24 protein-coding genes are annotated in these 22,243 nt (G+C 61.3%); 8 read left to right on the top strand and 16 right to left on the bottom strand.

The window, feature by feature from the left end; all coding sequences use genetic code 11:
• Window positions 1-172: 172 nt before the first annotated feature.
• The 3 genes from ACTJKT_RS11880 to ACTJKT_RS11890 all read right to left on the bottom strand — a co-directional run bounded on the left by ACTJKT_RS11880 (window position 173) and on the right by ACTJKT_RS11890 (window position 3,459).
• Window positions 173-928 carry a DeoR/GlpR family transcriptional regulator gene (locus ACTJKT_RS11880; RefSeq protein ID WP_007922413.1) on the bottom strand — a complete coding sequence of 252 codons (756 nt, stop codon included), beginning with the start codon at window positions 926-928 and terminating at the stop codon, window positions 173-175.
• 95 nt (window positions 929-1,023) lie between these two features.
• Window positions 1,024-2,529 (bottom strand): glycerol kinase GlpK, encoded by a 1,506-nt coding sequence (gene glpK / locus ACTJKT_RS11885; protein ID WP_440787204.1) that lies wholly within the window; start codon window positions 2,527-2,529, stop codon window positions 1,024-1,026.
• 78 nt (window positions 2,530-2,607) lie between these two features.
• Window positions 2,608-3,459 carry an MIP/aquaporin family protein gene (locus tag ACTJKT_RS11890; RefSeq protein ID WP_440787205.1) on the bottom strand — a complete coding sequence of 284 codons (852 nt, stop codon included), beginning with the start codon at window positions 3,457-3,459 and terminating at the stop codon, window positions 2,608-2,610.
• Window positions 3,460-3,842: 383 nt separating this feature from the next.
• On the opposite strand from ACTJKT_RS11890, the gene ybaK reads away from it, so the two are divergent.
• Window positions 3,843-4,313, top strand: a complete 471-nt coding sequence (ybaK, locus tag ACTJKT_RS11895; protein WP_016703437.1) for a Cys-tRNA(Pro) deacylase — start codon at window positions 3,843-3,845, stop codon at window positions 4,311-4,313.
• Window positions 4,314-4,409: 96 nt separating this feature from the next.
• On the opposite strand, the gene ACTJKT_RS11900 is transcribed toward ybaK, so the two are convergent.
• A complete protein-coding gene (locus ACTJKT_RS11900; RefSeq protein WP_440787206.1) occupies window positions 4,410-5,522 on the bottom strand; it encodes an ABC transporter ATP-binding protein in 1,113 nt (370 codons plus the stop codon).
• Window positions 5,519-6,439, bottom strand: coding sequence for an ornithine carbamoyltransferase (gene argF, locus ACTJKT_RS11905; RefSeq protein WP_025806006.1), 921 nt, complete (start codon window positions 6,437-6,439; stop codon window positions 5,519-5,521). The genes ACTJKT_RS11900 and argF overlap by 4 nt, the downstream gene beginning before the upstream one ends.
• Before the next feature lie 505 nt (window positions 6,440-6,944).
• Between argF and ACTJKT_RS11910 the strand changes: the two genes are divergently transcribed.
• The 3 genes from ACTJKT_RS11910 to grxD all read left to right on the top strand — a co-directional run bounded on the left by ACTJKT_RS11910 (window position 6,945) and on the right by grxD (window position 9,908).
• Entirely contained in the window at window positions 6,945-7,238 is a 294-nt protein-coding gene (locus tag ACTJKT_RS11910; protein WP_440787233.1) for a hypothetical protein, read from the top strand.
• 126 nt (window positions 7,239-7,364) lie between these two features.
• A complete protein-coding gene (locus ACTJKT_RS11915; protein ID WP_440787207.1) occupies window positions 7,365-9,473 on the top strand; it encodes a molybdopterin oxidoreductase family protein in 2,109 nt (702 codons plus the stop codon).
• A 96-nt stretch (window positions 9,474-9,569) separates the two neighbouring features.
• Window positions 9,570-9,908 (top strand): Grx4 family monothiol glutaredoxin, encoded by a 339-nt coding sequence (gene grxD / locus ACTJKT_RS11920; protein ID WP_440787208.1) that lies wholly within the window; start codon window positions 9,570-9,572, stop codon window positions 9,906-9,908.
• 121 nt (window positions 9,909-10,029) lie between these two features.
• Here the strand turns inward: grxD and bfr are convergent, their stop codons facing one another.
• Both bfr and ACTJKT_RS11930 read right to left on the bottom strand, forming a co-directional pair.
• Window positions 10,030-10,503 carry a bacterioferritin gene (bfr, locus tag ACTJKT_RS11925; RefSeq protein ID WP_009050554.1) on the bottom strand — a complete coding sequence of 158 codons (474 nt, stop codon included), beginning with the start codon at window positions 10,501-10,503 and terminating at the stop codon, window positions 10,030-10,032.
• Between the two features lie 201 nt (window positions 10,504-10,704).
• A complete protein-coding gene (locus ACTJKT_RS11930) occupies window positions 10,705-10,923 on the bottom strand; it encodes a bacterioferritin-associated ferredoxin (RefSeq protein ID WP_007922430.1) in 219 nt (72 codons plus the stop codon).
• Between the two features lie 328 nt (window positions 10,924-11,251).
• On the opposite strand from ACTJKT_RS11930, the gene ACTJKT_RS11935 reads away from it, so the two are divergent.
• A complete protein-coding gene (locus ACTJKT_RS11935; protein ID WP_007922432.1) occupies window positions 11,252-11,854 on the top strand; it encodes a peroxiredoxin in 603 nt (200 codons plus the stop codon).
• 70 nt (window positions 11,855-11,924) lie between these two features.
• Here the strand turns inward: ACTJKT_RS11935 and rnt are convergent, their stop codons facing one another.
• Window positions 11,925-12,599 (bottom strand): ribonuclease T, encoded by a 675-nt coding sequence (rnt, locus tag ACTJKT_RS11940; protein ID WP_009050553.1) that lies wholly within the window; start codon window positions 12,597-12,599, stop codon window positions 11,925-11,927.
• Window positions 12,596-13,642, bottom strand: a complete 1,047-nt coding sequence (gene pyrC, locus ACTJKT_RS11945; RefSeq protein WP_440787209.1) for a dihydroorotase — start codon at window positions 13,640-13,642, stop codon at window positions 12,596-12,598. The genes rnt and pyrC overlap by 4 nt, the downstream gene beginning before the upstream one ends.
• Window positions 13,643-13,798: 156 nt before the next feature.
• Here pyrC and ACTJKT_RS11950 point away from each other — a divergent pair, with 156 nt between their 5' ends.
• From ACTJKT_RS11950 to ACTJKT_RS11960, 3 genes are all read left to right on the top strand, one after another.
• Window positions 13,799-14,707, top strand: a complete 909-nt coding sequence (locus ACTJKT_RS11950) for a flagellar protein MotY (RefSeq protein ID WP_440787210.1) — start codon at window positions 13,799-13,801, stop codon at window positions 14,705-14,707.
• 129 nt (window positions 14,708-14,836) lie between these two features.
• On the top strand, window positions 14,837-16,054 hold the full coding sequence (locus ACTJKT_RS11955) for an argininosuccinate synthase (RefSeq protein ID WP_440787211.1): 1,218 nt from the start codon (window positions 14,837-14,839) through the stop codon (window positions 16,052-16,054).
• 348 nt (window positions 16,055-16,402) lie between these two features.
• On the top strand, window positions 16,403-17,029 hold the full coding sequence (locus ACTJKT_RS11960; RefSeq protein ID WP_007922442.1) for a response regulator transcription factor: 627 nt from the start codon (window positions 16,403-16,405) through the stop codon (window positions 17,027-17,029).
• 189 nt (window positions 17,030-17,218) lie between these two features.
• Here ACTJKT_RS11960 and ACTJKT_RS11965 read toward each other — a convergent pair whose 3' ends face one another.
• The 7 genes from ACTJKT_RS11965 to ACTJKT_RS11995 all read right to left on the bottom strand — a co-directional run bounded on the left by ACTJKT_RS11965 (window position 17,219) and on the right by ACTJKT_RS11995 (window position 22,138).
• Window positions 17,219-17,398: a PA3496 family putative envelope integrity protein gene (locus tag ACTJKT_RS11965; RefSeq protein ID WP_007922443.1), complete on the bottom strand. Its 180-nt coding sequence runs from the start codon at window positions 17,396-17,398 to the stop codon at window positions 17,219-17,221.
• A gap of 107 nt (window positions 17,399-17,505) precedes the next feature.
• The gene (gene nth / locus ACTJKT_RS11970) at window positions 17,506-18,144 is read right to left on the bottom strand and encodes an endonuclease III (RefSeq protein ID WP_025806001.1); all 639 of its coding nucleotides are present in this window, start codon (window positions 18,142-18,144) and stop codon (window positions 17,506-17,508) included.
• A gap of 7 nt (window positions 18,145-18,151) precedes the next feature.
• Complete coding sequence (locus tag ACTJKT_RS11975; RefSeq protein ID WP_440787212.1) at window positions 18,152-18,751, bottom strand: Rnf-Nqr domain containing protein; 600 nt, start codon at window positions 18,749-18,751, stop codon at window positions 18,152-18,154.
• Window positions 18,744-19,355 (bottom strand): RnfABCDGE type electron transport complex subunit G, encoded by a 612-nt coding sequence (locus ACTJKT_RS11980; protein ID WP_440787213.1) that lies wholly within the window; start codon window positions 19,353-19,355, stop codon window positions 18,744-18,746. Before ACTJKT_RS11980 ends, ACTJKT_RS11975 begins: the two co-directional genes overlap by 8 nt.
• Window positions 19,352-20,347: an RnfABCDGE type electron transport complex subunit D gene (locus ACTJKT_RS11985; RefSeq protein WP_440787214.1), complete on the bottom strand. Its 996-nt coding sequence runs from the start codon at window positions 20,345-20,347 to the stop codon at window positions 19,352-19,354. Before ACTJKT_RS11985 ends, ACTJKT_RS11980 begins: the two co-directional genes overlap by 4 nt.
• Entirely contained in the window at window positions 20,334-21,554 is a 1,221-nt protein-coding gene (rsxB, locus tag ACTJKT_RS11990) for an electron transport complex subunit RsxB (protein WP_440787215.1), read from the bottom strand. Before rsxB ends, ACTJKT_RS11985 begins: the two co-directional genes overlap by 14 nt.
• Window positions 21,551-22,138 carry an Rnf-Nqr domain containing protein gene (locus ACTJKT_RS11995; RefSeq protein ID WP_440787216.1) on the bottom strand — a complete coding sequence of 196 codons (588 nt, stop codon included), beginning with the start codon at window positions 22,136-22,138 and terminating at the stop codon, window positions 21,551-21,553. Before ACTJKT_RS11995 ends, rsxB begins: the two co-directional genes overlap by 4 nt.
• Between the last annotated feature and the right edge of the window lie 105 nt (window positions 22,139-22,243).

Genomic DNA, 22,243 nt, shown 5'->3' on the forward strand with positions numbered 1-22,243 from the left:
CGGGGCGCGCAATATGTAGCCGCTGCCGAGCCCCGGCGAGGCTGCGATCGACCGCGCAGCGGGCGCCAAACCGGGTGACAGTATCGATCAGACATATCGCGTCGCCTGGTTTTACGGGGCTGCGCCCCGATCGCAGCCTCGCCGGGGCTCGGCAGCGGCTACAGGGAGGGGCTCAGACGACTTCCAGGCGAATCTTGTGCTGCTGCAGCAGCTGGGTCAGTGCTGGAACCGGCTGCTGGTCGGTGACCAGGCAATCGATCAGGCTGATGGGGCCGAGGCGGATCATGGCATTGCGCCCGAACTTGCTGGAATCGGCGGCCAGGATCACCTGGCGAGCATTGGCGATGATCGCCTGGGAAACCCGCACTTCCTGGTAGTCGAAGTCCAGCAGGCTGCCGTCCTCGTCGATACCGCTGATGCCGACCAGGGCGAAGTCGACCTTGAACTGGTTGATGAAGTCGACGCTGGCCTGGCCGACCACGCCGCCATCGCGACGCACATTGCCACCGGTCAACAGCACGTCGAAGTCGTCCTTGGCGCTGAGCATGGAGGCCACGTGCAGGTTGTTGGTGATGATCTTCAGGTGGCTGTGATTGAGCAGCGCCCGGGCAATGGATTCGGTGGTGGTGCCGATGTTGATGAACAGCGAGGCGTGATCGGGGATCTGCGCGGCGATGGCTTCGCCGATGCGTTGTTTCTCATCGCGCATCTGATCGGCGCGCATGGCGTAGGCGGTGTTTTCGACGCTGGAGTCGTAGGCTGCGCCGCCATGGTAGCGACGCAACAGGTTCACTTCCGCCAGCTGGTTGATGTCGCGGCGGATGGTTTGCGGTGTAACGACGAACAGCTGGGCCATCTCCTCGATGCTGACATAGCCGCGTTCGCGGACCAGCTCGAGGATTTGCTGCTGACGGGGAGGCAGATTCATGGGGCTTCCTTTGGGCTGCCATGCAAAATTTGCCCATGATGCCGCAGGAATCCCCTCCCGACCAGTTACAACCTGATACGAATCCGCGACTTGGCTTATTCGGCGCCTTCGTGCGGTTCCCAGTCGCGGGTGCGGCTGACGGCTTTTTTCCAGCCGGCGTAGAGCTTTTCCTTCTCGGTTTCGGCCAGCTGTGGTTCGAACTCGCGCTCGATCACTGCCTTGCCGCGCAGCTCTTCCAGGCTGCCCCAGAAACCGCAGGCCAGGCCAGCCAGGTAGGCCGCGCCCAGGGCCGTGGTTTCGCGCATTTGCGGGCGCTCGACCTGGGTGCCGAGGATGTCGGCCTGGAACTGCATGAGGAAGTTGTTGGCCACCGCACCACCGTCCACGCGTAGGGCCTTGAGGCGCTCGCCGGAGTCATGCTGCATGGCGTCGAGGACGTCGCGGGTCTGGTAGGCGATCGATTCCAGCGCGGCGCGGATGATGTGGTCCACGCGCACGCCACGGGTCAGGCCGAACAGCGCGCCACGGGCGTAGGGGTCCCAGTACGGAGCGCCCAGGCCGGTGAAGGCCGGGACCAGGTACACGCCGTTGCTGTCCTTGACCTTGTTGGCGAAGTATTCGGTGTCGTGGGCGTCGTTGATGATCTTCAGTTCGTCACGCAGCCACTGCACGGTGGAACCACCGTTGAACACCGCGCCTTCCAGGGCGTAAGCCACTTCGCCGCGAGGGCCGCAGGCGATGGTGGTGAGCATGCCGTGCTGGGACTTGACCGCCTTGTCGCCGGTGTTCATCAGCAGGAAGCAGCCGGTGCCATAGGTGTTCTTCGCCTGGCCCGGCTCGACGCACATCTGGCCGAACAGCGCGGCCTGCTGGTCGCCGGCGATGCCGCCGATGGCAATGCCGCTTTTGGTACGGCCGTAGATTTCCGAGGAGGACTTCACTTCCGGCAGCATTTCCCGCGGGATATCCAGCACTTCCAGCATCTTCGCATCCCACTCCAGGGTGTGGATGTTGAAGAGCATGGTGCGCGAGGCGTTGGTGTAGTCGGTGACGTGGGTCTTGCCGCCGGTGAATTTCCAGATCAGCCAGCTGTCGACGGTGCCGAACAGCAGTTCGCCGTTGCGCGCGCGTTCGCGGCTGCCTTCGACGTTGTCGAGGATCCACTTCAGCTTGGTGCCGGAGAAGTACGGGTCGGTGACCAGGCCGGTGGTGTCGCGGATGTAGTTTTCCAGGCCGTCACGCTTGAGCTGCTGGCAGATCTCGGTGCTGCGGCGGCACTGCCAGACGATGGCGTTGTAGATCGGCCGGCCGGTGGTCTTGTCCCAGACCACGGTGGTTTCGCGCTGGTTGGTGATGCCGATGGCGGCTACCTGGTCGTGATGCAGGCCGGCTTGCGCCAGGGCTTCGACCATCACCGCGCTCTGGGTGGCGAAGATTTCCATCGGGTCGTGTTCGACCCAGCCGGCTTGCGGGTAATGCTGGGCGAATTCGCGCTGGGCGGTGCACACGACGTTGGCGTCGCGATCGAAAATGATCGCGCGGGAGCTGGTCGTACCCTGATCGAGGGCAATGATGTAGTTCTTATTCTGAATGTCGGTCATGTCGATTGCCTTGGACAAAAATAAGGAAGTGGGCAAGAGGCGCAGGTCGGGATTGGGCAGGACCTTGCGCCACCGGTTTCAAGAAGTTCTTACTTTGCCGTCAATGGCTTTTTCGGCATCCGTTGGAGCAGGGGCGACGGTTGGCAGGTGACGGGCAATCAACCCGCGGTAAGCCACGGCACCGAGGCAGGCACCGACAATCGGCGCGAAGATCGGAACCAGGAAGTACGGAATATCGCGGCCGCCGGTGAAGGAAATCTCGCCCCAACCCATGAAGAATGTCATCAGTTTAGGGCCAAAATCCCGCGCCGGGTTCATCGCGAAACCAGTCAGCGGACCCATGGCGCTACCGATCACGGCAATCAGCAGGCCGATCAGCAGCGGCGCCATCGGGCCGCGCGGCAAGCCGTTGTTGTCGTCGGTCAGGGACATGATCACGCCCATCAGGATCGCGGTAATCACCACTTCGACCAGGAACGCCTGGGCGGTGGACAGCGCCGGGTTGGGAAAGGTGGAGAACACCGACGCCAGCTCGAGGCTGGCCTGGGAGCCGCGGACCATCTGGTGGGCTTGTTCGTAATCGAAGAACAGGTTGCTGTACAGCGTGTAGACCAGCAGCGCCGCGCAGAAGGCGCCGGCGATCTGGGAGAAGATGTAGAACGGCAGCTTGCGCTTCTCGAAGTCGGCAAAGATGCACAGCGCGATGCTGACTGCGGGGTTGAGGTGCGCGCCGGAAACGCCGGCGGTGAGGTAGATCGCCATGCTCACGCCGATCCCCCAGATGATGCTGATTTCCCACAGGCCAAAGCTGGCACCCGCGACCTTGAGCGCGGCGACGCAACCGGTGCCGAAGAAGATCAACAAGGCTGTACCCAGGAATTCGGCCATGCACTGGCCGGAAAGCGACGGTTGTTGTAACGCAGTTGTCATGGAAAACCTCGGTTTTTGTTGTTGTCTGGCGCTGGCGTAAAGGGCGCCGAGCGCGATTTTCACCGTCGGCAGGATCCCCATCCTGGGCGCGGCTTACTGCTGGGTACGGCTGTTGGATCTAGCACATGATATTCGCAAACGAAAAAATATAGACAAGAAACATTACTGTCAAAGGTCGAAAGTGAACCATTGGTCATTTTATAACTATCAGTTGTATGAATGATCTTGCGGGAAGCGTGCGGGTTTTGTGCAAAAGGCGCGGCCAGCCTGGTGTCGGCGGCTGCCTGGGCTGGGGGATGGGCCGTGGAATAGAGCCTTTTGCGGGCGGATATCCTAGAATCGCCGGCATTGTTTCTGTTGTTTTCCCTGCCTATGGAGTTGCCATGACCCCTGCATTGGATCTGCTGAAAAAAGTTCGCGCCGAACATCGGGTGCACAGTTATGAACACGACCCGAAGGCGGCTTCCTATGGTCTGGAAGCAGCGGAAAAGCTCGGCCTCGACCCGGCGCAGGTGTTCAAGACGCTGTTGGCCAGCAGTGAAAAGGGCGAGTTGCTGGTGGCCGTGGTGCCGGTCGTCGGAAGTCTCGACCTCAAGGCCCTGGCGCACGCCGCTGGGGTGAAAAAAGCCGAGATGGCCGACCCGGCTGCGGCGCAGCGGGCGACCGGTTACCTGTTGGGTGGGATCAGCCCGCTGGGCCAGAAAAAGCGCCTGCGCACCTTTATCGACAACAGTGCGCAGCCCTTTGCCAGCATCTTCGTCAGCGCCGGTCGGCGTGGGCTTGAGGTCGAACTCGCGGCTGCCGTGCTGGCCGAACACACCCAGGCAACATTCGCCGATATCGGTCGCGACTGATTTCGGCAAGCAGCCTGAGGTTTTAGTGCTGTCTGGAAGGGGAGAGATGAGGGGATATAACGACACAGGAGCCGGCGAACCGGCTCCTGTGGGATGTCACTGGGCGCTGCTGCTGTAGCGGCGAACGCCCGATTCAGCCTGTGGCAGTTGCGCCGCGGTGCTGCCGGAGGCCTGGAACAGTACCAGGTGTTCGGCGGCGACGCGGATTCCCACGTCAGCGCCGACCAGATGATCGGCGTGGCTCGGGAAGATCGACTCCAGCTGGCTGCCGGTCGGCAGTTGCAGGCGATACAGGGTCGATGCGCCCTGGAAGCTCTTGCCGACGATCCGCGCCTTGAGGGCGCTGTCCGGTGCATAAACGATGTCGTCCGGGCGTAGCAGCACATCCACCGCGCCGCCGGGCGGCCAGGTGTAGGCACGGTTGCCGCGCAGTACGCCGAGCTCGGTCTGCACCGATTCCGGGCTGTCCAGCTGGCCACGAATGAAATAACCCTGGCCGATAAAGCTCGCCACGAACGGCGTCAGCGGTTCGTGATAGAGGTTGTACGGCGTGTCCCATTGCTCCAGGCGGCCTTCCCTGAACACCCCGACATGATCGCTGACGGCGAAGGCTTCTTCCTGGTCGTGGGTCACCAGAATCGCACTGGTGCCCCGCGCCTTGAGGATGCCGCGTACTTCGTGGCTGAGCTTGCGCCGCAGTTCGCCATCGAGGTTGGAGAAGGGTTCGTCGAGCAGCAGCAACTGCGGTTCCGGCGCCAGTGCCCGGGCCAGTGCAACACGCTGCTGCTGGCCGCCGGACAGCTCGTGGGGGAAACGCTTGCCGAGGTTCTTCAGGTTGACCAGTTCCAACAGCTCCTCGACCACCCGGTTCTTCTGCGGGTGCTTGCGGATGCCGAAGGCAATGTTGTCCGCCACGCTCAGGTGCGGGAACAGGGCGTAGTCCTGGAACACCATGCCGATCCGCCGGCGCTCCGGTGCCAAGGTGAAGCCGGCGCTGGAGATGGTTTCGCCGGCCAGCTGGATTTCACCTTCGTGCACCGGTTCGAAACCGGCAATCGCGCGCAGGGTGGTGGTCTTGCCGCAGCCGGAGGAACCGAGCAGGCAACCGATATCGCCGGCGTTGAGGTGCAGGTTGAGGTTCTGCACGACCCGTTGGTCCTGGTAGCCGCAGGCGAGATTGCGCAGGTTAAGCAGTAATGGCTGGCTCATGCGTGGTGGTACGCCGGCTCGACCAGAAACTCGAGCAGGGCCTTTTGTGCGTGGAGGCGGTTTTCTGCCTGGTCCCACGCCACCGAGCGCGGATCGTCCAGCAGGTCGAGGCTGATTTCTTCGCCACGGTGGGCAGGCAGGCAGTGCATGAACAGCACGTCTTCGGCAGCCAGGTCGAGCAGTGCGCGATTGACCTGGAACGGCGCGAACAACTTGAGGCGCAGGGCGGTTTCTTCTTCCTGGCCCATGGAGGTCCAGACGTCGGTGCTCACCAGGTGGGCGCCGATCACCGCGTCTTTCGGATCGCGCACGATGCTCACCCGGTCGCCGGCGCGGGCGACGAATTCAGGGTTGGGGTCGTAGCCTTCGGGGCAGGCGATGCGCAGTTGGAAGTCGAACTGGATCGCCGCTTCTATATAGCTGTTGCACATGTTGTTGCCGTCGCCGATCCAGGCCACGGTCTTGCCCTGGATCGAGCCGCGGTGTTCGAGGAAGGTTTGCATGTCGGCCAGCAGCTGGCACGGGTGCAGGTCGTCGGACAGGCCGTTGATCACCGGTACGCGGGAGTTGGCCGCAAACTCGGTCAGGGTGCTGTGGGCAAAGGTACGGATCATCACCGCGTCGAGCATGCGCGACATGACGATGGCGCAGTCGCTGATCGGCTCGCCACGACCCAGCTGGGTGTCGCGCGGGGACAGGAAGATTGCCTGGCCGCCGAGCTGGATCATGCCGGCTTCGAAGGACAGGCGGGTGCGGGTAGAGGACTTCTCGAAAATCATCCCGAGAACGCGGTTTTTCAGGGGCTCGAAGAGTACGCCGCGGTTACGCAGGTCCTTCAGCTCGATGCCTCGACGAATCACGCTGACCAGCTCTTCGGGCGTGCAATCCATCAGGGAGAGAAAGTGCCTTGCGCTCATCATTAACTACCTTTTTGCAACAGACCGCAGATACTCAAAGCCTTGTTTTATCGAGAAACGGGCGAGACCTGCGGCGAAAGCCGCACGGGGCGACGAAATAGGGGAAGGCGCGATCTTATAATTAAATGTCGCGTCTTACCAATAGCAGGCTTGGTTTCTAGGGCTTTCACCACTTGCAGCGAATGGTCCGGGCCAAAAAGTGGGCCATTCGTGACGTTTACAGCCTGTTCAGTTAGGTTCGGTCCGATGTGGAGTCGATCCACTTTGCGTAGGCCCGGAGCAGCCTTTGTACACTGCGCCTCGGCCGCTTTGCAACGCACCTGGTGGCGCATGCCGCTATCAGGCATATGGCTGGCGCGGGCTGCATTTTTCTCTGCTCGGCTCTTGGGTATTTTGAGCCTGGCAGGCAACGGAAGGCTCGCGGCAGGGGATATCGGCCAGAAATATTTCCTAAGGCAAAGGGCTGAGGTTATAAATGCGCACCGGCAACAGGGAAGTGCTTGGAATGGACTCGAAAGAACAGCAACTGAAGACACTGTTGGGGATGACGACGCGAACCCTGACCGACCTGACGGCATCGATCACCTCGATGTCCTTCGAGTTGCTGCGCAGCGAAGACAGCACCACGCGCAACGCCGCGCGGCAGATGATCGATCGCATGATGACCATCAGCAGCAATCTCGATGAGCATTGGCGGCTGCTTGCCGAATTCAGCGGGGTGCAGGGCAGCGAGACGCCGATGGACGGCATGACGCCGATCGCCCGACAGGACGACCCTCCGAGGCTGCCCTCCAACTGAGCCATCGGCCGGCTTGATGCCCGCCGATTCACAAGACGAACGTCTCTGGCACTGATACCGGTCTGGCACCATAGTTTTGTTCCCGCGGCCTGACGCTGGCTGCCCCGAATAAAATAGAGACTGGCCATGACCAAGACTCTCCATCACCGTGCCTGCCACCTGTGTGAAGCCATCTGCGGCCTGACCATCGAAACCACCGAAGTCGAGGGTGCCGGCCCGCAGATCACCTCGATCAAGGGCGATGCCCAGGACAGCTTCAGCCGCGGCCATATCTGCCCCAAGGCGGTGGCGCTGCAAGACATCCAGAACGACCCTGATCGGCTGCGCCAGCCCATGCGCAGGGTCGGTAGCGATTGGCAGGCGATCGAGTGGGACGAGGCCTTCAAGCTGGTGGCCGAGCGCCTGGCGGCGATCCAGGAGCGGCATGGCAATAATGCGGTGGCGGTCTATCAGGGCAATCCCAGCGTGCACAACTATGGGTTGATGACCCACAGCAACTATTTTCTCGGCCTGCTGAAAACCCAGAACCGCTTTTCCGCCACCTCGGTGGACCAGTTGCCGCAGCACCTGAGCAGCTACCTGATGTACGGCCACGGGCTGCTGCTGCCGATCCCGGATATCGATAACACCGATTTCATGCTGATTCTGGGCGGCAATCCGCTGGCGTCCAACGGCAGCATCATGACCGTGCCGGATGTGGAGAAGCGCCTGAAGGCGATCCAGGGGCGCGGTGGCAAAGTGCTGGTGGTCGATCCACGGCGCAGCGAGACGGCGGCCATGGCCGACCAGCATGTGTTTGTCCGTCCCGGCGGGGATGTGGCACTGCTGTTCGGCATGCTGCATACGATCTTCGCGGAAGGGATGACGCACGACAGCCATCTGCTGGTGGATGGCCTGGCCGAGGTGCGTGAGGCGATTTCCCGTTTCAGTGCCGAAGCCATGAGCCCTTTGTGCTCGGTGCCGGCGCAGCAGATCCGCCAGTTGGCGCGGGACTTCGCCGCAGCGGACAGGGCTGTGTGTTATGGCCGGATGGGTGTGTCTACCCAGTCGTTCGGCACCCTCTGTCATTGGCTGGTGCAGCTGCTCAACCTGGTGACCGGCAACCTGGATCGGGTTGGCGGCGCCCTGTGCACCGAGCCGGCGGTGGATCTGGTGGCGGCGACTTCGGGTGGGCACTTCAATGCCTGGCAAAGCCGGGTTTCCGGGCGCCCCGAATATGGCGGCGAACTGCCGGTCTCGGCCTTGGCCGAAGAGATGCTGACCGAAGGGGACGGGCAGGTGCGGGCGCTGATCACTGTGGCTGGTAATCCGGTGCTCTCCACCCCCAATGGGCGGCAGCTGGAGCAGGCGCTGGATGGTCTGGAGTTCATGGTCAGCATCGATTTGTACATCAACGAAACCACCCGTTATGCCGACCTGATCCTGCCATCGACCTCGGCCCTGGAGAACGATCACTACGACACCACCTTCAATATGTTCGCGGTGCGCAATGTCAGCCGCTTCAACCGGGCGATCCTGCCCAAGCCGGAAGGCGCGCTGCATGACTGGGAAATCTTCGTTGGCCTGGCCAGGGCCTTCGCTGCGCGGACCGGCAAGGAGCTCAAGCCGACCGTGCCGCCGGCGCAGATGATCGATAGAGGGTTGCGAGCGGGGCGCTATGGCGAGGCGTCCGAATTCAACTTGTCGGTGGCGGCTCTGGCCGATTATCCCCACGGGATCGACCTGGGGCCGCTCAAGCCCAATCTGGCGGAGCGCCTGAAAACCGAGAACCGCCGGGTACAGGCCGCTCCCGCACCGATCATGGCGGACCTCAAGCGTTTTGCCGCGTTGCAGGCCCCGGCGGCCGATGAACTGCTGATGATCGGCCGGCGCCATGTACGCAGCAATAATTCGTGGATGCACAACTACCATCGGTTGGTGAAGGGCAAGCCACGGCACCAGTTGCTGATGAACCCCGATGATCTGGCCCAGCGCGGGCTGGCTGACGGGCAGCGCGTGCGGGTCAGTTCGCGGGTCGGGGCGATCGAAGTGGAAGTCCTGGCCAGCAGCGAGATGATGCCCGGGGTGGTCAGCCTGCCCCATGGCTGGGGGCATGGTCGGCCGGGTGTGCAGATGAGCATCGCCATGGCGCAACCGGGGTCGAGTGCCAATGACCTGACTGACGAGCGTCAGCTGGACGAGCTATCGGGCAACGCGGCGCTCAATGGCGTGCCGGTGAAGGTGGAGGCGGCCTGAGGAGTCTGTCGGAGAGGCCGAGCATGGCGCTCGGCTTTCCGTTACAATGCGCCACCGTGTCGACAACAGAGTCGGAAAGTTCAGCCGAGGTGCTCCATGGATATCATCGAAACTATTAAAGAGCAGATTGCCAACAACACCATTCTGCTTTACATGAAAGGCTCGCCGAATGCCCCGCAGTGCGGCTTCTCCGCGAAAGCCGCTCAGGCCGTGATGGGTTGTGGTGAGAAGTTCGCTTACGTGGACATCCTGCAGAACCCGGAAATCCGCGCCAACCTGCCTAAATACGCCAACTGGCCGACTTTCCCGCAACTGTGGGTAGCCGGCGAACTGGTCGGCGGCAGCGACATCATGGCTGAGATGTTCGCCAATGGTGAGTTGCAGACCCTGATCAAGGCCGCTGCTGAAAAAGCGGCTGCCAAGAGCGAAGCCTGATTCGCCTCGTGCAGGAGCGACATGTTCGCTCCTGCCAGTTGTGTGGATTTTTCCACGCAATAAAAAGCCCCGCCCTCGTGAGAGAGGCGGGGCTTTTTTATGGGCTGAACCTTGAGAGAAGTTACTCGTCGCCCATCTGCGATTGTAGGTAGTTTTCCAGGCCGACTTTATCGATCAGGCCCAGTTGGGTTTCCAGCCAGTCGATATGTTCTTCTTCCGATTCCAGGATGTCTTCCAGCAGCTCGCGGCTACCGAAGTCGCCAACCGATTCGCAATGGGCGATGGCGGCCTTCAGGTCGGCATGGCCGGTACGCTCGATGCGCAGGTCGCACTCGAGCATTTCCTTGGTGTGTTCGCCGATGTGCAGTTTGCCCAGGTCCTGGACGTTTGGCAGGCCTTCGAGGAAGAGGATGCGCTTGATCAGCTTGTCCGCATGCTTCATCTCGTCGATGGACTCGTGGTATTCGTGCTTGCCCAGCTTGTTCAGGCCCCAGTCTTCATACATGCGAGCGTGCAGGAAGTACTGATTGATCGCGACCAGTTCATTGGCAAGGATCTTGTTGAGATGCTGGATGACTGTGATGTCGCCTTTCATGATGGGGTCCTGCCCTGTAATTAGCGGTGTATAAGGCAGAGTCTGAGCCGCACGATGATTAGTGTCAAACCTAAGTTATTGAATAATATATGAAAATTAATCGGAATAAGAATGTTTGTGTTCCGCGTTTTGACGCTAAGCGATTGAATTACAGGCATAAAAAAACCGGACACGAAGTCCGGCTCTTTTAAATGGCGTTAATTACGCAACATTAAATTCTACTGGGTAAGGAATCGCTGGCTGGCTGCTTTGCAACTCGGTCAGGGTTTCACGTACCACCTGCTTGGCGAGGCAGGCACATTTGCCACATTGACTGGCAACGCCGGTCGCTTGGCGTACTTCACGATAGCTGCAGCAACCGTCGTAGATTGCATCGCGGATTTGTCCGTCGGTGACGCCAGTGCAGAGGCAGACATACATAAGGTGAGAACCGTCGCTGGTTATGGCTCAATGCGACGGATCTTAATGTTAACGAGAATGATTGTCAAAGTGGTTTCCTGGGGCTTTACGGAAGATACGCATCTGGCAGACGAACGGTTTTTTCTACCATGAGTTGCGAGTTGTCCGGCAGATGCTGCTTTTTTGCCGCCTGAACCCGGGGGATGGAAAAACCACTAAGGACAGCTCAAAAACGCGGTGTATGATGTGCGGTCCTTACGAAGCGGGATCGAGTCACAGGGCTGTCGCTTGGCGGCGGCAGACTAGGCTGGATCTCATTCTTCTATTCGATCACTCCAGGAGATATCCAATGAGCGTACTCGTAGGTAAGCAAGCCCCTGACTTCACCGTTCCGGCCGTTCTCGGCAATGGCGAAATCGTCGACAGCTTCACCCTGTCCTCGGCCATCAAAGGCAAATACGGCCTGGTGTTCTTCTACCCGCTGGACTTCACCTTCGTCTGCCCGTCCGAGCTGATCGCCCTGGACCACCGCATGGCTGACTTCAAGGCACGCAACGTTGAAGTGATCGCTGTTTCGATCGACTCGCACTTCACCCACAACGCTTGGCGCAACACCCCGATCAATGCCGGCGGCATCGGTCAGGTTCAGTACATCATGGCTGCCGACATGAAGCACGACATCGCCAAGGCCTACGACGTTGAGTCCGAAGGCGGCGTGGCTTTCCGTGGCGCGTTCCTGATCGACGACAAAGGCGTCGTTCGTTCGCAGATCGTCAACGACCTGCCACTGGGCCGTAACATGGAAGAGCTGATCCGTCTGGTCGACGCTCTGCAGTTCCACGAAGAGCACGGCGAAGTCTGCCCGGCCAACTGGAAGAAGGGCGACAAGGGTATGACCGCTTCGCCAGAAGGCGTTGCTGCTTACCTGAGCGAGAACGCCGGCAAGCTGTAAGCCGCGCTTCACGCATAAAAAAACCGGCCTCAGGGCCGGTTTTTTTATGCGCGGTCGATCAGCGACGGTATCAGTCGTTGAAGTCTTCCCAGCCGCCCATTTCCTTCCAGCGATTGACGATGCCGCAGAACAGGTCGGCGGTCTTCTCGGTGTCGTAGCGCGCGGAATGCGCCTCACGGCCATCGAAGTCGATGTCGGCAGCCTGGCACGCCTTGGCCAGAACGGTTTGGCCGTAGGCCAGGCCGGCAAGCGTCGCGGTGTCGAAGCTGGAGAACGGGTGAAACGGGTTGCGCTTCATGTCCAGGCGCGCGACAGCCGCATTGAGGAAGCCCAGGTCGAAGCTGCTGTTGTGCCCGACCAGGATCGCGCGTTTGCAGCCGTTGGCTTTCAGCGCCTTGCGCACGCTGCGGAAGATATCGTTCAGCGCGGTTTCTTCACTGACGGCCATGCGCAGCGGATGGTCGAGCTTGATCCCGGTGAACTCCAGCGCCGCGGCTTCGATGTTGGCGCCTTCGAAAGGTTCTACGCGGAAAAACAGGGTGTGCTCGGGGAACACGAAGCCCTTTTCGTCCATGCCGATGATGGTCGCGGCAATTTCCAGCAAGGCGTCGGTGGCCGAGTTGAAACCACCGGTTTCAACGTCGACGACTACCGGCAGGTAACCACGAAAGCGTGCCGCCATTGGATGACGCGAGCCACCACCGTTGTGACCGTCCTGCTCGTCGTCGAAATGGTCTTCACTCACGCGTGTTCCTCCAGCAGGCGCCAGCGCAGTTTTTCACCGGCGCGCAGCGGGATGACGGTCAGCTCGCCGAAAGGCAGGCTGGCAGGGGCGGTCCATTCTTCACGAACCAGGGTGATGCGATCGGTGTTGGCCGGCAGGCCGTAGAAGCGCGGGCCGTTGAGGCTGGCGAAGGCTTCCAGCTTGTCCAGCGCGTTGCGCTGTTCGAAGGCTTCGGTGTACAGCTCGATCGCGGCATAGGCGGTGTAGCAGCCGGCACAGCCGCAGGCCGCTTCTTTGGCGTGCTGGGCGTGAGGCGCGGAGTCGGTGCCGAGGAAGAACTTCTGGCTGCCGCTGGTGGCGGCGTCGAGCAGCGCTTCCTGATGCAGGTTGCGCTTGAGAATCGGCAGGCAATAGAAGTGCGGGCGAATGCCGCCGACCAGCATGTGGTTGCGGTTGTACAGCAAGTGATGGGCGGTGATGGTCGCGCCGACGTTGGCCGAGGCCTCGTTGACGAACTGCACGGCATCACGGGTGGTGATGTGTTCGAACACCACCTTGAGCGTCGGGAAGCGCTCGACGACGCGGCGCATGTGCTCGTCGATGAACTGCTTCTCGCGGTCGAACACGTCGACTTCACTGCGGGTGACTTCGCCGTGGACCAGCAGCGGCAGGCCGACTTCGGCCATGGCCTCCAGCGCCGGGAAGATCTTGTCGATGCTGGTGACGCCCGAGTCCGAGTTGGTGGTCGCACCGGCCGGGTAGAGCTTGGCGGCATGGACGAAACCACTGGCCTTGGCCGCGCGAATTTCTTCGGGCTGGGTGCGATCGGTAAGGTAGAGCACCATCAGCGGCTCGAAGCGGCTGCCGGCCGGCCGCGCAGCGAGAATGCGCTGGCGATAGGCGTCGGCTTCAGCGGCGTTGCGCACTGGAGGTACCAGGTTAGGCATGATGATGGCGCGGCCAAAGGTGCGCGCGACATCCGCGACAGTATTGGTCAACACGGCACCATCGCGAAGATGAATATGCCAGTCGTCGGGACGCAGCAGGGTCAGGCGGTCGGACATTGGGGATTCCAGGCGGGTCAAACTCCGGTGAATGCTACCGGAAAAGACTCTTCCAGGCACTCGCTATCAAGTTTTGCGTGAAGCTTCCGATATCCCGGAGGTATGCCCTAAACAGGCATTTCGATTTTCGTGATGTACAAGTCAGTGGAGCCTCCCGTGCGCCAGCGTTATCTAGCCTTGCTCAGTGTGTTCGCCAGTCTTCCCGCGATGGCGCTGACTTTCCAGACCCGTCTGGAGAGCATTGAGTGGACGGTCGAAGGCGATAAATTCGAGTGCCGTCTGAGCCAGCCGATCACCGATTTCGGTTCCGGGGAGTTCGTGCGCCGTGCCGGCGAGCAGGCGACCTTCCGCCTCAAGGCCTACAACCCGATGCTCGGTGGCGGTTCGGCCACGCTGCTGGCGGCGGCCGCGCCGTGGCAGCCAGGGCGGGGCGACATCAACCTGGGGTCGGTGCGGCTCGGCAGTGGCGATGTGCTGTTCAACAGCTCGCAACTGCAGGCCGGGCGGCTGATCGGCGGGCTGATGGATGGCCGCAGCCCGGTGGTCCGCCACTATTCCCGCGAGGGCGGGGTGTCCGAGGTGCGCTTGTTGCCGGTCAAGTTCAACAAGGCCTATGGCGACTACCAGCGCTGTGTCGCCAAGCTGCTGCCGAAGAACTTCGACCAGGTCCGGCAATCCGAGGTCGGCTTCCCCGGGGGCGGTATCGATCTGGACGCCAAGGCCAAGGCCAGGCTGCAGGTGATGCTGGAGTTCCTCAAGGCCGATCCGACGGTCAATCACATCCAGCTCGACGGCCACTCGGACAACAGCGGCAATCGCTTGACCAACCGTGACCTGTCGCGGCGCCGGGCGCTGGCGGTGATGGAGTTCTTCAAGGCCAACGGTATTCCCGAATCGCAGATCGAAATGCGTTTCCACGGTGAACGCTACCCCTTGGCGCCCAACACCAACGCGGCGAACCGGGCGAAGAACCGTCGGGTCAACGTACAGCTGCAACGTGTCCCGGTCGCGGAAAAACCGGCGCCCCAGGCTGCTGCTCCCGCCAACGCCGCGGCGACTTCCTGAAACGGCTGTCGTCGTCGCCCGCTCGACATAATCTGTCGCTTCGTCGTCATAAGCTGTCGCGCCTCTGTAAATTATCCGCGTTGATCGGTAGACTTGATGGCTTTCCGTAGAACCCCGTGGAGTGATGGCATGGCGGACGTAAACAAGGTCGTTCTGGCGTATTCCGGCGGCCTGGACACTTCGGTGATCCTCAAGTGGCTGCAGGATACTTATAACTGTGAAGTGGTGACGTTCACCGCTGATCTGGGTCAGGGCGAAGAGGTCGAACCTGCACGTGCCAAGGCGCAAGCCATGGGCGTGAAAGAGATCTACATCGACGATCTGCGCGAAGAGTTCGTCCGCGATTTCGTTTTCCCGATGTTCCGCGCCAACACCGTTTACGAAGGTGAGTACCTGCTGGGTACCTCCATCGCTCGTCCGTTGATCGCCAAGCGCCTGATCGAGATCGCCAACGAAACCGGCGCCGACGCCATTTCCCACGGCGCTACCGGCAAGGGCAACGACCAGGTTCGTTTCGAGCTGGGCGCCTATGCCTTGAAACCAGGGGTGAAAGTGATAGCTCCTTGGCGCGAGTGGGACCTGCTGTCCCGCGAGAAGCTGATGGATTACGCCGAGAAGCACGCGATCCCGATCGAGCGTCACGGCAAGAAGAAATCCCCGTACTCGATGGATGCCAACCTGCTGCACATCTCCTATGAAGGCGGCGTGCTGGAAGACACCTGGACCGAGCACGAAGAAGACATGTGGCGCTGGACCGTCTCCCCGGAGAAGGCTCCCAACACCCCGACCTACATCGAGCTGACCTACCGCAACGGCGACATCGTGGCCATCGACGGCGTCGAGATGACCCCGGCCACCGTGCTGGCGACCCTGAACCGCATTGGCGGTGAAAACGGCATCGGTCGTCTGGACATCGTGGAAAACCGCTATGTCGGCATGAAGTCCCGCGGCTGCTACGAAACCCCTGGCGGCACCATCATGCTGCGCGCTCACCGGGCGATCGAATCGATCACCCTGGATCGCGAAGTGGCTCACCTGAAAGACGAGCTGATGCCCAAGTATGCCAGCCTGATCTACACCGGCTACTGGTGGAGCCCTGAGCGTCTGATGCTGCAACAGATGATCGACGTCTCCCAGGCCCACGTGAACGGCGTGGTTCGCCTGAAGCTGTACAAGGGCAATGTGATCGTCACCGGTCGCAAGTCCGATGAGTCGCTGTTCGATGCCAACATCGCGACCTTCGAAGAAGACGGCGGCGCCTACAACCAGGCGGATGCGGCTGGCTTCATCAAGCTCAATGCCCTGCGCATGCGTATTGCGGCCAACAAGGGTCGGACTCTGTCCTGATGCTTTGAGTCGTTTTAAAAGAGCCCCGCCATGAGCGGGGCTTTTTTATGCCTGGTGATTTAATCGATCAGGCGGGTATCTGAAGGCCATGACTAAAGTTGCCACTGGTCATTGTTTCAATGGGCTCTCGACTATCTTTCAGTCTGTTCTTTTCAATACAAAGTGTAGGAAGTTCGGAGTTGGTTATATATAAGGAACGGCGTTCAAATTTTCCTTGTAGGGCAAATCCGTATTGTTTGTAAGGAACTTCTCTGGGCGATGCTGGCTCGGGGCGCGGCCATGCCACGGGCCAAATGACTGGGTTATGGTGTTTGCTTGAAAAACCAATAGCGGACTCTGGACTTACCCATGAAGAAAGTTTTGATCGTAGATGATCATCCCGTCACTCGTCTGGCTGTGCGCATGCTGATGGAGCGGCACGGCTTTGAAGTAGTTGCCGAGGCGGACAATGGCATGGATGCCCTGAAACTGTCTTATGAACATGTTCCAGACATCCTTATTCTTGATATTGGTATTCCCAAACTCGATGGCCTGGAAGTTATCGCCAGACTTTCGTCAAAAGCCATGTCGACCAAAGTGCTGGTATTGAGCCTGCAAGTACCTGGCCCTTTCTCCATGCGTTGCATGCAGGCCGGCGCGGCGGGTTACGTGTGCAAGCAGCAGGACATCACTGAATTGATCAGCGCCGTCAGGGCGGTCCTGGCCGGCTACAGTTATTTTCCCAATGAAGCCTTGCATACCCTGCGCTCGAGCCTGGGCATCGCCAGCGAGGAGGGGATGTTGTCCAGCCTGTCCGGTCGGGAGCTGATGGTCCTGAAGCAACTCGCCGGTGGGCAGACCAACAAGGAAATTGCCGAGGGCCTGTGTTTGAGCAGTAAAACGGTGAGCACCTACAAAAGGCGGCTGTTGGGAAAACTCAACGCCCGCTCGCTGGTGGACCTGATCGAGTTTGCCAAGCGCCATCAGCTGGTATGAAGGTTGAGGGGCTACAACAAGGCATGCGAGGGAAAAACAGCGGTTTTTGCGAGCCTTCATTGCGTTATGGGCTTGCCAGGCTGTCGGCGATGTTGGATCCATCGGCCGCGCATGGCCTGGTTTGAAAAGCCGACTTGGAGTGTTAGCTGGTGTAACAAAAAAGCCTCCGTAAAAGGAGGCTTTTTGTTACTAAAGATCAAAGTCGTAATCGGCCAGTTGCTTTTGCAAGCGCCGCTCTTCCAGAAGGTTGTCGATGGTCCGACGCTTGCTCAAGTTGGTCTTGGCTACCTCTACCACAGGCTCCGCATCTTCTGTTTCAACAGGGGTGAAGTCGTCTTCTACGTCCAGTTGTTCTTTACCAGTACTCATAAGGTTAACTCCAGGCTAAGACTGCCATTGGCGCTCCTTATATCGATATTCTCGGGACTGGTAAAAAAGATTTTTTCAATCGACCTATCATCAAAATCAATAATTGCTCAATCGTCAGAGGTCTTGTGCTTGTATTCGCACAGATCCTCGATCCGGCAGCTTCCACAGCGCGGCTTGCGGGCCAGACAGACGTAGCGGCCATGGAGAATCAGCCAGTGATGGGAGTCGAGGAGATACTCCTTGGGCACGAACTTCATCAGTTTCTGTTCGACTTCCACGACATTTTTTCCCGGCGCCAGTCCCGTGCGGTTGCTGACCCGGAAGATGTGCGTATCGACGGCCATGGTCAGTTGGCGGAAGGCGGTATTGAGCACCACGTTGGCGGTCTTCCTGCCGACGCCTGGCAGGGCTTCGAGCTCTTCCCGGGTCTGCGGGACTTCGCTGTTGTGCCGTTCCACCAGCAGGCGGCAGGTCTCGATCACGTTTTTCGCCTTGCTGTTGTACAGGCCGATGGTCTTGATGTACTCGGACAGGCCTTCGACGCCCAGGGCGTAGATAGCGGCCGGGGTATTGGCCACGGGGAAGAGCTTGGCCGTCGCCTTGTTGACCCCGACATCGGTGGACTGGGCCGAGAGAATCACGGCAATCAGCAGCTCGAAGGGCGACGAGTAGGCCAGTTCGGTTTTCGGTTCCGGATTGTCTTCGTGCAGCCTGCGGAAAATTTCCAGGCGTTTTGCAGCATTCATGGGTGAGTCATTTCCTTGAAGACGGTCGGTGTGAGGTCGAAGCAGCAGTCCAGGCCTGCCTGGCAGCCAGCAGCAGTCCCAACAGGATAAAACCGCCAGGGGCGAGCGTCAGCAGGTGCAAGCCGCCCCCTGAGGTCAGAACCCAGCCTGGCCAGTCGACATCGTTCATCCCCAGCAGCCATTGCAGATGATTGCCGATGGTGCCACTGCCGAAGGCTTCGCGCAGTGCGCCCAGGATAATCAGCAGCAGGCAGAACAGGCCGGCGAAACGCAAGCGCACGGGGCGCTGGAAAAAGTCCTGGTACTCCAGCACGACGCATTGCACGGCAATCAGGCCCAGGTAGAGGGCCAATTGTTGTTGCAGTTCGAAGGCCCAGGCTTGCGCGGCCAGCATGGCACAACTGGTGAGCGTGGCACTGAGCAGGATACTGGCGCCCAGGCGGCCCTGACCAGCCAGACGCGGGCGCAGGGCGTTCATGCACAGGCCGAACACCGCGCTCACGCAGAGAAATACCAGGGCCAGGCCCAGGGCCTTGACCAGTGAGTCGCTGGCGCCGATCAGCGGCGCCAGCATCAGGGCGTTCTGCAGGGTCGAGGATTTATTCATGGGCGGGACTTCCCAGCAGTTGTTCGCGGTGCTCGTCGAAGTAACGCAGGCTGTCGTGAATCCCCTCGACCACGGCCCGGGAGGTGATGGTGGCTCCGGCCATCTGGTCGAATTGGCCATTGTCCTTTTTCAGTGCCCAGCCGGCGTCGCCCGGGTTGCCCAGCGACTTGCCGATAAAACCCTGCAGCCAGGCATTGGGGCGCTCGGCGATGCGTGCGCCCAGCCCGGGGGTTTCCGAATGTTTGAGGGCCTTGCTGCCCAATAGTTTGCCGTTGGCGGCGATGCCGATCAGCAGCTCGATCGGGCCGCCGTAACCGCTGACCTGGCTGCGTAGCAGTACGGCACTGGGCTGGCCGTTGCGGGTGGCGCGATAACCGGCGAGCAGGGTGCTGTGGCTGAGTTGGATGTTATCGACGGCCAGGGGCTGATCCAGCGGCTGATTGTCGTAGCTGTCGGCGGGCAGGATATCCAGCAGGTTGCGTGCCTGGATGGCGCGCTGTTCGCGCTCGATGCCTGGGGCCGTGGCCTGATGGACGAAGAAAGTCCCGGTGGCGCCGACAGCCGCCAGCAATACCAATACTCCCAGACTCATTGCGCGATTCATGGCAGGGAAGACTCAGGGGCTGGAGTAGCCAAGCGCTCCAGGGCCGGGACGGCGAGGTTCATCAGCAGTACCGCGAAGGCGACGCCGTCCGGGTAACCGCCCCAGGTTCGGATCAGGTAGGTCAGCAGGCCGACCCCGACCCCGAACAGCAGGCGCGCCTTTGCGCACCTGGGGCCGGAGAGCGGCTCGGTGACGATAAAAAAGGCGCCGAGCATGGTCGCGCCGGTCAGCAGGTGGAAAAGCGGCGAGCCGTGGGAGTCCGACCCGGAGCCGTTCCAGCACAGCAGGCTGATGACGAACAGGCTGCCGAGCATGCCGGCCGGTGCGTGCCAGCTGAACACCCGTTGTTGCAGCAAAAAGGCGCCACCGGCGAGAAAGGCCAGGTTGACCCACTCCACGCCCTTGCCGCCGAAATGGCCGAAGGCGGCATTGCCGGCGAACAGTTCGTCGATGGTCAGGCTCTTGTTGATGCGCAGGCTGTCGAGTGCCGTGGCCTGGGCCCAGGCATCGGGTGCCGTGCTGTCGAGGGCTATGCCGAAGATCTGCTGCAGGCCGCCCAGCAGGTCCAGGCCATGGGAGGCTGGCCAATGAGTCATCTGCTGGGGGAATGACACCAGCACCAGGGCATAACCCAGCATCGCCGGGTTGAACGGATTCTTGCCGACGCCGCCATACAGGTGCTTGCCGAACAGCAAGGCGCAGGCCGCCGCACTGACCGTCAGCCACCACGGGCAGTACGGTGGCAACGCCAGGGCCAGCAGGGTGGCGCTGACCAGGGCGCTGCCATCGCCAAGGAAGGGACGCAGCGGCCACTGGCGCAATCGGAGCACCGCGGCTTCGACGGCAAGGGCAGTGGTACAGGCCAGCAGCAGGTTGATCAGAATCCCCCAGCCAAACAGCCAGAAGAGCGCCAGCAGCCCCGGCAGGGTCGCCAGAAGCACACGCTTCATGGCCTGTTGCAGGCGCTCGTCCGGTTGCTCAAGGGGCGTCATGGGCTTGTACCTGGCGCTCGGCTTCGGCCAGTCGTTCGCGGGCCTCGGCCAGCAGGGGCGGCGGGGTGTCGCTATGGCGTTCCAGCTTGCTGACTTGCGCCCGAGCGTAAGCCAGTTCGGTTTTCAGTTGCCGCAGGCGGGCGTCGATCGGGCGCTTCTCGACCCGCACCAGATTGGGGGGCGGTTGTCCGCTGGCTTCTTCAGCCGCGTGCAAGGCCTGTTCTGCGTTTTTCAGTGCCTGCTCCAGGCTGGCCAGTTGTTCGGCAGGCACCTGGTTGGCCTGGGCTTTTTTCAGCTCCGCGCGGCGCATCGCCAGCTGGATTTTCGCCCGTTTGAGCTCGGCGTCTTTGGCAGGAGGCGGTGAGGCTGCGGGAGCGACAGGGCTTTCGGCAGCGCTTTCCAGCTGGGCGAGGGCTTGCTCGGCGGCCTCGAACTGGCGCTGCAGGACGATCAGTTGCGACTGTTGCTCGAAGGTCGGCGGATGGCCGAAGGCTTTCAGCGATTTGTTCAACTGGGCCCGGCTCATCGCCAGATCGATCTTGGCTTTTTTCACCGCGGCATCGGCGGCGGCCGCCTTTTGCGCGCGTACTCGCTCGATGGCCGCCTGCACTGGGTTCAGGGTGGTTGCGCTGGGCTGCGCGGCACGTTGCGCGCGGGCGGTACGTTCGGCCTGCTTGTGCTGTTCTTCGCGTTGCAGCCGGGCGTTGCGGCGCTCGAAGCGCAGGCGCGCGTGATCGCGTTTGGCGGTCCGGGCGCGCTGTTCTTCGAGGCTGGTGGCCAGGCCGCCGACGATCGGCAACACATTGTTCAGCGGCAGCGGGTGCATCTCGATGCAGTCCACCGGGCAGGGTGCCACGCAGAGATCGCAGCCGGTGCATTCGTCGATCAGTACCGTGTGCATCTGCTTGGCCGCGCCGACTATGGCATCCACCGGGCAGGCCTGGATGCACTTGGTGCAGCCGATGCATTCGGCTTCGCGGATAAAGGCCAGCTGGGCCGGCGCCGGGCCGCGGCTGATGTCCAGCTCCACCACCGGGACGTTCAGCAGCCTGGCCAGGCCGGCAATGGTTTCGTCGCCACCGGGCGGGCACTTGTTGATCGCCTCGCCGTTGGCGATGCCTTCGGCGTAGGGCTTGCATCCGGGATGGCCGCACTTGCCGCATTGGGTCTGCGGCAGCAGGGCGTCGATGCGTTGAATCAGACTCATGGGTTGAGCAGTCCGTTGAAACCGAGAAATGCCACGGCCATCAGGCCGGCGCTGATCAGGTCGATCGGCAGGCCGCGAAAGGGCAGGGGCACATCGTTGTTGATAATGCGCTGGCGCAGGTCGCTGAACAGGCTCAGCACCAGCCAGAAACCGAGGCCCGCGCCCAGGCCCAGGGCGAGGCTATAAGCGATTCCCCGATTGGCCTGGACCGCCAGCAGCAACGCGCCGAGCACGCCGGCATTGCCCAGCAGCAGCGGCCAGAGGCCGTCGAACGGCAGCCCGGGCAACATCCGGGTCAGCAGCTTGAGCAGCGGGGCGATCAGCAGCACGCCCAGCGGCAGGAACACGAACAGTTGCAGCGAGGTCAGGCCCAACGGCACCAGCAGCGCCTGGTAAAGCCCGTAGCCCAGCAGGCTGCAGAGCAGCATCAGGCAACTGGTGGCGATCCCCAGGGCATGGATCCGCCGCCGCGCAACCTGCGGTTCGGCACTGGCCTGCAACAGCGGATCGACGCCCAGCGGCCACTGCAACACGAAGTTGTTGATCAGGGCAGCGCTGATAAGCGTGAGGACAATCTCGGTCATGTTCGTGGCCGGCGAGGGCGGGCGTATACCTGAAGACTAGGCAATTATCCGGCAAGGGCGCAGGCCCATCCAGATATGAAAATCCCCCCGCCACGCAGCGGCGCG

Origin of the sequence: Pseudomonas sp. 22526 (assembly GCF_052044735.1) — a bacterium.
In the GTDB taxonomy this organism is placed as follows: Bacteria; Pseudomonadota; Gammaproteobacteria; order Pseudomonadales; family Pseudomonadaceae; genus Aquipseudomonas; species Aquipseudomonas piscium.